The sequence below is a fragment of the Burkholderia sp. MSMB617WGS genome (assembly GCF_001532025.2).
GTDB lineage: Bacteria > Pseudomonadota > Gammaproteobacteria > Burkholderiales > Burkholderiaceae > Burkholderia > Burkholderia savannae.
Genome location: NZ_CP013457.1, coordinates 861,602 through 872,246, shown reverse-complemented (window position 1 = coordinate 872,246; position 10,645 = coordinate 861,602). Strand labels below are relative to the sequence as shown.

Genomic DNA, 10,645 nt, shown 5'->3' with positions numbered 1-10,645 from the left:
CCGTCATGACCGATCGCCACGCCTTAGCCTCGCCGTTTCGGGTCGCCGCGCTGCAAATGGTCAGCACGCCCGATCTCGAGCGCAACCTCGCCGACGCCGGCCGGCTGATCGCCGACGCGGCGGGCTCGGGCGCGCGGCTCGTGCTGCTGCCCGAGTATTTCTGCTTCATGGGCCACCGCGACACCGACAAGCTCGCGCTCGCCGAACCGTATCGGGATGGCCCGATCCAGCGCTTTCTCGCCGATCGCGCGAAAAAGCACGGGGTCTGGGTGATCGGCGGCACGCTGCCGCTTTGCGCGCCCGAGCCGTCGCGCGTGCTGAACACGACGCTCGTGTTCGACCCGTCCGGCCGCGAGGCCGCCCGCTACGACAAGATCCACCTGTTCAACTTCGAGAAGGGCGACGAATCGTTCGACGAGGCGCGCACGATCCGCGCGGGCGACGCGGTGCGCACGTTCGACGCGCCGCTCGGCCGGGTCGGCCTGTCGGTCTGCTACGATCTGCGCTTTCCGGAGCTGTACCGGCAGATGGGCGACTGCGCGATGATCGTCGTGCCGTCGGCGTTCACGTACACGACGGGCCGCGCGCACTGGGAGACGCTGTTGCGGGCCCGCGCGGTCGAGAATCAATGCTATGTGCTCGCCGCCGCGCAAGGCGGCAAGCACGAGAACGGCCGCCGTACGTGGGGCCACAGCATGCTCGTCGATCCGTGGGGCGAAATCGTCGCGGTGCGCGACGAAGGCGCGGGCGTCGTCGCGGGCGAAATCGATCCCGCGCGGATCGCCGACGTGCGGCAGAGCCTGCCCGCGTGGCGGCACCGCGTGCTCGCATGAGCGCCGCGGCGTCGCTCAGCCGCCATTGAAAGACGGCCGCCGCGATCCATCTACCGGAAAGAAAGCGCGTCCGACAACCGTTTCAGAAATTGAGAATCCCCGAATCCGCATGAACATCATCGAACCCGGCATCCGCAATCTCGCGCTCGCGAAGGACATCCTGCTCACGCCGTACGGCCTCGACGAGAGCCTTCTCACGCGCACGCTCGCCGACATCTTCACGCATCGCGTCGACTACGCGGACCTATACTTCCAGGCCACCCGCAGCGAAGCGTGGAGCCTCGAGGAAGGCATCGTCAAATCGGGCAGCTTCAGCATCGACCAGGGCGTCGGCGTGCGCGCGGTCGCGGGCGAGCGCACCGCGTTCGCGTATTCGGACGACCTGTCGCCCGACGCGATCCTCCAGGCGGCCGCCGCGACGAAGGCGATCGCCGCCGCGGGCGGCGGCAAGCAGAAGATCCGCGTCGCATCGTCGCTGAAGGGCGTGTCGGGCCGCGACCTGTACCTGCCCGCCGATCCGCTCGCGTCGCTCGACGCGACCGCGAAGGTGAAGCTCCTCGAGCGCGTCGAGCAAATGGCGCGCGGCCGCGACCCGCGGATCAAGCAGGTGATGGCGGGCCTCGCGGGCGAATACGACGTCGTGCTCGTCGCGCGCAGCGACGGCGCGCTCGCGGCTGACATCCGCCCGCTCGTGCGCGTGTCGGTGACGGTGATCGCCGAGCAGAACGGCCGTCGCGAGATCGGCTCCGGCGGCGGCGGCGGCCGCTTCGACTACGGCTACTTCACCGATGAAGTCCTGTCGCGCTACGTCGACGACGCGGTGCACGCGGCGCTCGTGAACCTCGATGCGCGCCCCGCGCCGGCCGGCGCGATGACGGTCGTGCTCGGGCCGGGCTGGCCGGGCGTGCTGCTGCACGAGGCGATCGGCCACGGCCTCGAGGGCGACTTCAACCGCAAGGGCTCGTCGGCGTTCGCGGGCCGCATCGGCGAGCAGGTCGCCGCGAAGGGCGTGACCGTCGTCGACGACGGCACGCTGCCGAACCGCCGCGGCTCGCTCAACATCGACGACGAAGGCAACCCGACGCAGTGCACGACGCTGATCGAGGACGGCATCCTGAAGGGCTACATCCAGGACACGCTGAACGCGCGCCTGATGAAGATGCCCGTCACCGGCAACGCGCGGCGCGAATCGTACGCGGCGCTGCCGATGCCGCGCATGACGAACACGTACATGCTGAACGGCGACAAGGACCCGCAGGAGATCATCGAATCGGTCAAGCACGGCCTCTACGCGGTGAACTTCGGCGGCGGCCAGGTCGACATCACGAACGGCAAGTTCGTGTTCTCGGCGTCCGAGGCGTACATGATCGAGGACGGCAAGATCACGTATCCGGTGAAGGGCGCGACGCTGATCGGCAGCGGCCCGGAATCGCTCAAGTACGTGAGCATGATCGGCAACGACATGAAGCTCGACACGGGCGTCGGCGTGTGCGGCAAGGAGGGGCAGAGCGTGCCCGTCGGCGTCGGCCAGCCGACGCTGCGGCTCGACAACATGACGGTCGGCGGCACCGCGTCGTAATGCGGCGTTGCCGCATCGCGGCGCAGACAATTCGCGCGAATCGACGACATTGCGCGGATTTCCCGCATTTTTAGAGTCACAGGATTGCCAGCCGCGCCCCGACCGGGTATAAATCTCGTTCTCGTATCGCTTCATTGATGAGCCGCATTTCCGCCATGTCCGCAAAGTTTTACTTTTACTTTTTTTGGCATCTCAGGCCGCTGGCGGATCGAGAGGAGTGATGGCGCGCGAAGCGCAACCGAATTCCCGAAAAACCGCCGGCGAACCCGGCGGTTTTTTTTCGCCCCGCCGGTTCGCGACAGCGGCAGACGAATCGATCCACCGGCTTTCCCGAATCACCCGAATTGTCGAATTGAACAGCTAGCCGCACCCGCGTACGCCGGGCGGCGCCCCGAACCGGAGAACCCAAGCATGCCCCCGCACAATACCGACGACGTCCGCATCCGAGAACTCAAGGAGCTGATTCCGCCCGCGCACCTGATCCGCGAATTCGCGCTGAGCGAAGCGGTGTCGGAGCTCATCTACAACTCGCGCCAGGCGATGCACCGAATCCTGCACGGGATGGACGACCGCCTCATCGTCATCATCGGGCCGTGCTCGATCCACGACACGAAGGCCGCGCTCGAATACGCGGGCCGGCTCGTCAAGGAGCGCGAGCGCTTCAAGAGCGAACTCGAGATCGTGATGCGCGTGTACTTCGAGAAGCCGCGCACGACGGTGGGCTGGAAGGGGCTCATCAACGATCCGCACCTCGACAACAGCTTCAAGATCAACGACGGCCTGCGCACCGCGCGCGAGCTGCTGCTGCAGATCAACGAGATGGGGCTGCCCGCCGGCACCGAATACCTCGACATGATCAGCCCGCAGTACATCGCCGATCTGATCTCGTGGGGCGCGATCGGCGCGCGCACGACCGAATCGCAGGTGCACCGCGAGCTCGCGTCGGGGCTGTCGTGCCCGGTCGGCTTCAAGAACGGCACCGACGGCAACGTGAAGATCGCGGTCGACGCGATCAAGGCCGCATCGCAGCCGCACCATTTCCTGTCGGTGACGAAGGGCGGCCACTCGGCGATCGTGTCGACGGCCGGCAACGAGGATTGCCACGTGATCCTGCGCGGCGGCAAGGCGCCGAACTACGACGCGGACAGCGTGAACGCCGCTTGCACGGACATCGGCAAGGCCGGCCTCGCCGCGCGCTTGATGATCGACGCGAGCCACGCGAACAGCTCGAAGAAGCACGAGAACCAGATTCCGGTCTGCGCGGACATCGGCCGGCAGATCGGCGCGGGCGACGAGCGGATCGTCGGCGTGATGGTCGAGTCGCATCTCGTCGAAGGCCGCCAGGATCTGAAGGAAGGCTCCCCGCTCACGTACGGCCAGAGCATCACCGACGCGTGCATCAACTGGGACGACAGCGTGAAGGTGCTCGAAGGCCTCGCCGAAGCGGTGAAGGCGCGGCGCGTCTCGCGCGGCAGCGGGAACTGAGCGCGGCGGGCGTTGCCGCGCGACGGTTCGTTCGGTTCGTTCGGTTCGTTCGGTTCGTTCGGTTCGTTCGGTTCGTTCGGTTCGTTCGGTTCGTTCGGTTCGTTCGGTTCGTTCGGTTCGTTCGGGCCGCGGTTCGCGGCCCGATGCTCGCGGCCCGCGCTTCGCGCCATATTCTCGGTGCGTCGTCCGCGTGCGCCGTCGCACGCGAGACGTGACCGGTCGCGTAGTGCGCGCATCGCTCGGCGGCCGCCGCGTCAACGCACGCGGCACTCGCCGCCCGGCCCGCTTCAGACGCCGCGCTCCGCCGAACTTCACCGCACTTCACCGCGCGCGTCGGGCATGCGCGACGAAGCGCGGCGAACGCGCGAAAGACTCCATGATCGCCCGACCGCGACGCAGTGAGCCATATCGACGGAAATCGGAAGGACGGCTCGATCAGGCGCATGCCCGCCCCTGATCGACACGATTCCAGTCCGCGTCGAGCAGGCCGTGCCCAAAGAAAAAGCCCGGCTCGAAACGCCGGGCTTTTTCGTTTCGCTTCAGCGAACGTTCGCCGTTCGCGAGCGCTTCGTCATTCGAGCGCGCCCGAGCCGAAGATCTCCGTCTGCACGCGCTCCGGCGCGACGCCAAGCGCGACGAGCGCATCGCGCTGCTGCTTCATGAATGCGATCGGACCGCAGATGTAGTAGTCGGCGTCCGGCACGAGCGCGTGGCGCTCGAGCGCCGCCGGCGTGATCCGCCCTTCGTGGTCGTGATCGACGCCCGGCCGGTCGTTCGGGCCGACTTCCTCGTAGAACACCGCACGCTTCACGTTCGGATGCGCGTCCGCCGCATCGTTCAGCCAGTCGCGGAACGCGTGCGCGTGCGCCGACCGGCAAGCGTGCAGGAAGCGCACTTCGCGCTCGCTGCCCGACGCGACGAGCGCCGACGCCATCGACATCATCGGCGTGATCCCAACCCCGCCCGAAATCAGCACGACGGGCGTCGACGCGTTGCGGTTCAGCGTGAAGTCGCCCATCGGCGCGGTGACCTCGACGATCGAATCGACGCCGACGCCGTCGTGCATCAGCGTCGACACCTTGCCCGCCGGCACTTCCTCGCTGCGCCCCGCTTCGCGCTTGACCGAGATGCGCAGCCACTGGCCGTGCGGCGCGTCGGACAGGCTGTACTGGCGCGGCTGGTCGACGCCCATGTCGCCGACGAAGCGCTTCACCGAAACGTACTGGCCCGGCTCGAACCCTGGCGCCGCGCCGCCGTCGGCGGGCGTCAGGTAGAACGACGTGATCTCGTCGCTCTCGCGCACCTTCTTCGCGACCTTGAACGGGCGAAAGCCGCTCCACGCGGCGTTCTCGTACAGATTCGCCTCCGCGCCGATCAGAATCGCCGCGAGCTGGCCGTACGCGACGCGCCATGCATCGAGCGTGTCCGGATCGACCGCGTCGCCGAGCACCTCGACGATCGACGCAAGCAGGTTCTCGCCGACGATCGGATAGTGCTCCGGCCGGATGTTGAGGCTCGCGTGCTTGTGCGCGATCCGCGACACGGCGCCGCCGAGCGCGCCGAGATTGTCGATGTTCGCCGCGTACGCGTAGACCGCCTTCGCGAGCGTCTCCGGCTGGCTGCCCGTCTTCTGGTGCGTCTGGTTGAAGACGTTCTTCAACTCGGGATGACGCCCGAACATCCGTTGATAGAAGTGCTTCGTGATCGTCGCGCCGTGCTCCGCGAGAACCGGGGCGGTCGCTTTCACTCGGGCCATTTGCTCGGCGGTCATCTGAGTCATGAAAGTATTCCTCTGTTAAACATTCTCACACGATACATCTTTATAGGCGCACGCCCGGCAGGCAAATTGTCGCACCTCGCCACAACGAGCCCGCAATTGCAATGATGCGCATCAACGCGTTCAGCGCGCGCGGTCCCACAACACGTCGGCGCCGCCCGCCGCGCGGTTCAGCACGCGCGCGAGCACGAACAGCAGATCCGACAGCCGGTTCACGTAGCGGCGCGGCGCCGCGTTGAGCGCCTCGTGCGCGCCGAGCGCGACGATCGAGCGCTCCGCGCGGCGGCACACGGTCCGGCACACGTGCGCGAGCGCCGCCGCGCGCGCGCCGCCCGGCAGGATGAATTCCCGGAGCGGCGGCAGTTGCGCGTTGTAGTGCGCGAGCCAGCCGTCGAGGTGCGCGAGATGCGCGTCGGCGATCGCCGCATGCCCCGGAATGCAAAGCTCGCCGCCCAGATCGAACAGATCGTGCTGGATCGTCGAGAGCGCCGCGCGAATGTCGTCCGGCAGCGGCTCGGCGAGCAGCACGCCGATCTGCGAGTTCAGCTCGTCGACGTCGCCGATCGCCGCGATCCGCGCATCGTCCTTGCGCACGCGGCTGCCGTCGCCGAGGCCCGTCGTGCCGTCGTCGCCCGTGCGGGTCGCGATCTTGCTCAAGCGATTGCCCATTCGTGTCTCCCGTCGTCTGCGGCAGCGCGCGCCGCGTCGGTGAAATCCCTATTATCGCAGCCGCGCTCGCGGCGGCGCGCATGCTTTCGAGCGTAGAATGATCCGGCCCGCCTCGCCGCGGCGCCCGCCATAAAGATCCGCCCCCAGGAGACTCGCGTGAACCACCCCGCCCCGCCGCATCGCCCGCTGCCTGCCGCCTTCGTCGACGCGCTCGCCGCCCGGTTCGGCGCACGCATGTCGACTGCGGAAGCCGTGCGCGCCCATCACGGCCGCGACGAGTCGCCGTTCGATCCGCAACTGCCGGACGCCGTCGTGTTCGCGCAAACGGCCGACGACGTGCGCGACGTCGTCGGCCTCTGCGCGCGGCACGCCGTGCCGCTCATTCCGTACGGCGTCGGCTCGTCGCTCGAAGGCCATCTGCTCGCCGTGCGGGGCGGCGTGTCGCTCGATCTGTCGGAGATGAACCGCGTGCTGTCGATCGACGCCGACGACCTCACCGCGACGGTCGAGCCCGGCGTCACGCGCCGCGCGCTCAACGACGCGCTGCGCGACACCGGCCTCTTCTTCCCGATCGACCCGGGCGCGGACGCGAGCATCGGCGGAATGACCGCGACGCGCGCGTCGGGCACGAATGCGGTGCGCTACGGCACGATGCGCGAGAACGTGCTCGGCCTCACGGCCGTGCTCGCGGACGGCCGCGTCGTGAAGACGGGCACGCGCGCGCGCAAGTCGTCGGCGGGCTACGATCTCACGCGGCTTTTCGTCGGCTCGGAAGGCACGCTCGGCGTGATCACCGAGATCACGCTGCGATTGCATCCGCAGCCCGAGGCGGTGTCGGCCGCCGTGTGCGCGTTCGGATCGATGAGCGCCGCCGCGCGCGCGGTGATCGAGACGATCCAGATCGGCGTGCCGATCGCGCGCGTCGAATTCGTCGACGCGCTCGCCGTGCGCGCGATCAATCGCAACGCGCATCTCGGGCTCGTCGAGGCGCCGACGCTCTTCTTCGAATTCCACGGCACCGAATCGGGCGTGCGCGAGCAGGCGCGGCAGGTCGAGGAACTCGCCGCGCAAAACGGCGGCCAGGGCTTCGAATGGGCGACGCGCCCCGAGGATCGCACGCGCCTCTGGTCCGCGCGCCATCACGCGTATTTCTCGATGCTGCAGCTGAAGCCCGGCTGCCGCGCGGTGACGACCGACGTCTGCGTGCCGATCTCGCAGCTCGCCGCGTGCGTCGAGGAAACCGAGGTCGATCTGAACGCGTCGTCGCTGCCGTGCCCGATCGTCGGCCACGTCGGCGACGGCAACTTCCACGTCGCGATCCTCGTCGATCCGGCGAAGCCCGAAGAGCTCGCCGAAGCGGAGGCGCTCAACGACCGGATCGTCGAGCGCGCGCTGCGCATGGGCGGCACCTGCACGGGCGAGCACGGCGTGGGGCTGCACAAGATGCGCTTTCTCGCGGCCGAGCACGGCGAGAACGCGGTCGACGCGATGCGCGCGATCAAGCGCGCGCTCGATCCGGACAATCTGATGAATCCCGGCAAGATCTTCACGATCGACGCATGAAAACGACGACGCCGGCGCCGGGACGACCGAACGACGTCGCGCCGTGCGTCGCGCAACAGGAGGAGACATGAACGCCCCCGCCGAACTGTCGGCCGATCTGCGCGCGCAGCGCCAGCGCGAAATCGTGCAGGCGCTGATGGCCGTGCTGCCGACCCACTGCCTGCTGTATCGCGACGAGGACACGGCCGCGTACGAATGCGACGCGCTCTCCGCGTATCGCAGGCTGCCGCTCGCGGTCGCGCTGCCGGAGACCGAATCGCAGGTGCAGCGGATCGTGCAGATCTGCCGGCGGATGGACGTGCCGATCGTGCCGCGCGGCGCGGGCACGAGCCTGTCGGGCGGCGCGCTGCCGATCGGGCACGGCGTCGTGCTGTCGCTCGCGCGCTTCACGCGGATCGTCGAAGTCGATTCGTACGCGCGCACGGCGACGGTCCAGCCGGGCGTGCGCAATCTCGCGATTTCCGAAGCCGCCGCGCCGTATGGGCTCTACTACGCGCCCGATCCGTCGTCGCAGATCGCCTGCACGATCGGCGGCAACGTGGCCGAGAACTCGGGCGGCGTGCATTGCCTGAAGTACGGGCTCACGTGCCACAACGTGCTGCGCGTGCGCGGCGTGACGAGCGACGGCGAGATCGTCGAATTCGGCTCGCTCGCGCTCGACACGCCGGGCCTCGACCTGCTCGCCGTCACGATCGGCAGCGAAGGCATGTTCATCGTCGTCACCGAAGTGACGGTGCGGCTGATTCCGAAGCCGCAGGCCGCGCAGCTCGTGATGGCGAGCTTCGACGACGTCGTCAAGGGCGGCGAGGCGGTCGCCGCGATCATCGCGTCGGGCATCATCCCGGCCGGCCTCGAGATGATGGACAAGCCGGCGACGCAGGCGGTCGAGACGTTCACGCACGCGGGCTACGACCTCGACGCGGCCGCGATCCTGCTGTGCGAATCGGACGGCACGCCGGAGGAAGTCGCCGAGGAAATCGTGCGGATGACCGCGGTGCTGCGCGAGCACGGCGCGACGCGCATCCAGGTGTCGCGCAGCGAGGCCGAGCGGCTGCGCTTCTGGTCGGGCCGCAAGAACGCGTTCCCGGCCGCGGGCCGCATTTCGCCCGACTATTACTGCATGGACGGCACGGTGCCGCGCCGCGCGATCGGGCCGCTTCTCGCGCGCATCGAGCAGATGGAGACGAAATACGGGCTGCGCTGCATCAACGTGTTTCACGCGGGCGACGGCAACATGCACCCGCTCATCCTGTTCAACGCGAACGATCCCGACGAGCTGCACCGCGCGGAGGAATTCGGCGCGGACATCCTCGAGACGTGCGTCGAATTCGGCGGCACGGTGACGGGCGAGCACGGCGTCGGCGTCGAGAAGCTGAATTCGATGTGCGTGCAATTCTCGCGCGAGGAATGCGACGCGTTCTTCGCCGTCAAGCGCGCGTTCGATCCGCCCGAGCTGCTGAATCCGGACAAGGGAATTCCGACCCGCGCGCGCTGCGCCGAATACGGGCGCATGCACGTGCGCGGCGGGCTGCTGCCGCATCCGGACCTGCCGCGCTTCTGAGGCCGCCGCGCGGCCTAAGGGGTTCGCCCGACTGTACGATCGCGCAGCCCCGGTAAAATCGACCGAAACGAACAACGAAACACAACGCCATGGAAGAGGACGACATCGTCGCGGGGTGGGCCGCGCGCATCCGCGAAGCCGCGGCGAGCGGCCGCGCGCTGCGCATACGCGGCGGCGGCACGAAGGACTGGTACGGCCAGGCGCTCGACGGAGAAATCCTCGACGCGCGCGCGCATCACGGCCTCGTGTCGTACGACCCGGCCGAGCTCGTCGTCACCGCGCGCGCGGGCACGTCGCTCGCCGAGCTCGAAGCGACGCTCGCCGAGCGCGGCCAGATGCTGCCGTTCGAGCCGCCGCACTTCGGGCGCGGCGCGACGATCGGCGGCGCGGTCGCGGCGGGCCTCGCCGGCCCGCGCCGCGCGACGACGGGCGCGCCGCGCGATTTCGTGCTCGGCGTGACGATCCTGAACGGGCGCGGCGACATGCTGCGCTTCGGCGGGCAGGTCGTGAAGAACGTCGCGGGCTACGACGTATCGCGGCTGATGGCGGGCTCGCTCGGCACGCTCGGCCTGATGCTCGATCTGTCGATCAAGGTGCTGCCGATTCCCGCCGCCGAAGTCACGCTGAAGTTCGACATGAGCGCGACCGACGCGGTGCGCAAGCTCAACGAATGGGCGGGCCGCCCGTTCCCGCTGTCGGCGAGCGCGTGGCGCTACGGCACGCTCGTGCTGCGGCTGTCCGGCGCGGAAGCGGCCGTGAAGAGCGCGAAGAACGCGCTCGGCGGCGAGGCCGTCGACGCTGTCGAGGCCGAGCGCTTCTGGGAAGGCGTGCGCGAGCAGAACGATCCGTTCTTCTCGTCGCTCGCGCCGGGGCACGCGCTGTGGCGCCTGTCGCTGCCGTCGATCACCGAGCCGATGCATCTGCCGGGCACGCAGATGATGGAATGGGGCGGCGCGCAGCGCTGGTGGATCACCGATGCCGATGCGCAGACGGTGCGGATGAGCGCGAAGCAGGCAGGCGGCCACGCGACGCTCTTTCGCGCGAGCGAAAGCTACGACAAAAGCGCGGGCGTGTTCACGCCGCTGCCCGCGCCGCTGATGAAAATTCACCGCGGGCTGAAGACTGCGTTCGATCCGGCGCGCATCTTCAACCGCGGCCGGCTCTACCCCGATCTCTAA

At 68.6% G+C, this 10,645-nt stretch carries 8 protein-coding genes; 6 read left to right on the top strand and 2 right to left on the bottom strand.

Features of this window, described 5'->3' with window-relative positions; genetic code table 11:
* The first annotated feature begins 5 nt into the window (after nt 1-5).
* From WT60_RS04430 to aroG, 3 genes are all read left to right on the top strand, one after another.
* A complete protein-coding gene (locus tag WT60_RS04430) occupies nt 6-833 on the top strand; it encodes a carbon-nitrogen hydrolase family protein (RefSeq protein ID WP_059646111.1) in 828 nt (275 codons plus the stop codon).
* Nucleotides 834-942: 109 nt separating this feature from the next.
* Nucleotides 943-2,412 carry a metalloprotease TldD gene (gene tldD / locus WT60_RS04425; RefSeq protein WP_038753319.1) on the top strand — a complete coding sequence of 490 codons (1,470 nt, stop codon included), beginning with the start codon at nt 943-945 and terminating at the stop codon, nt 2,410-2,412.
* 411 nt (nt 2,413-2,823) lie between these two features.
* A complete protein-coding gene (aroG, locus tag WT60_RS04415) occupies nt 2,824-3,897 on the top strand; it encodes a 3-deoxy-7-phosphoheptulonate synthase AroG (protein WP_059583419.1) in 1,074 nt (357 codons plus the stop codon).
* A gap of 571 nt (nt 3,898-4,468) precedes the next feature.
* Here aroG and hmpA read toward each other — a convergent pair.
* Together hmpA and WT60_RS04400 are read right to left on the bottom strand one after the other, a co-directional pair.
* Complete coding sequence (gene hmpA / locus WT60_RS04405) at nt 4,469-5,677, bottom strand: NO-inducible flavohemoprotein (RefSeq protein WP_038753317.1); 1,209 nt, start codon at nt 5,675-5,677, stop codon at nt 4,469-4,471.
* A gap of 120 nt (nt 5,678-5,797) precedes the next feature.
* Entirely contained in the window at nt 5,798-6,343 is a 546-nt protein-coding gene (locus tag WT60_RS04400; RefSeq protein ID WP_060355476.1) for a cob(I)yrinic acid a,c-diamide adenosyltransferase, read from the bottom strand.
* Nucleotides 6,344-6,499: 156 nt separating this feature from the next.
* Between WT60_RS04400 and WT60_RS04395 the strand changes: the two genes are divergently transcribed.
* From WT60_RS04395 to glcE, 3 genes are all read left to right on the top strand, one after another.
* On the top strand, nt 6,500-7,906 hold the full coding sequence (locus WT60_RS04395; RefSeq protein ID WP_038753315.1) for an FAD-linked oxidase C-terminal domain-containing protein: 1,407 nt from the start codon (nt 6,500-6,502) through the stop codon (nt 7,904-7,906).
* Between the two features lie 67 nt (nt 7,907-7,973).
* On the top strand, nt 7,974-9,467 hold the full coding sequence (locus WT60_RS04390) for an FAD-linked oxidase C-terminal domain-containing protein (protein WP_038753314.1): 1,494 nt from the start codon (nt 7,974-7,976) through the stop codon (nt 9,465-9,467).
* 89 nt (nt 9,468-9,556) lie between these two features.
* Nucleotides 9,557-10,645 (top strand): glycolate oxidase subunit GlcE, encoded by a 1,089-nt coding sequence (gene glcE / locus WT60_RS04385; protein WP_038753313.1) that lies wholly within the window; start codon nt 9,557-9,559, stop codon nt 10,643-10,645.

Bases quoted from the DNA above. Each gene is read 5' to 3' on its own strand.
- glcE (WP_038753313.1), top strand. From the start codon at position 9,557: ATGGAAGAGGACGACATCGTCGCGGGGTGGGCCGCGCGCATCCGCGAA.
- hmpA (WP_038753317.1), bottom strand. From the start codon at position 5,677: ATGACTCAGATGACCGCCGAGCAAATGGCCCGAGTGAAAGCGACCGCC.
- WT60_RS04430 (WP_059646111.1), top strand. From the start codon at position 6: ATGACCGATCGCCACGCCTTAGCCTCGCCGTTTCGGGTCGCCGCGCTG.
- WT60_RS04400 (WP_060355476.1), bottom strand. From the start codon at position 6,343: ATGGGCAATCGCTTGAGCAAGATCGCGACCCGCACGGGCGACGACGGC.
- tldD (WP_038753319.1), top strand. From the start codon at position 943: ATGAACATCATCGAACCCGGCATCCGCAATCTCGCGCTCGCGAAGGAC.
- aroG (WP_059583419.1), top strand. From the start codon at position 2,824: ATGCCCCCGCACAATACCGACGACGTCCGCATCCGAGAACTCAAGGAG.
- WT60_RS04390 (WP_038753314.1), top strand. From the start codon at position 7,974: ATGAACGCCCCCGCCGAACTGTCGGCCGATCTGCGCGCGCAGCGCCAG.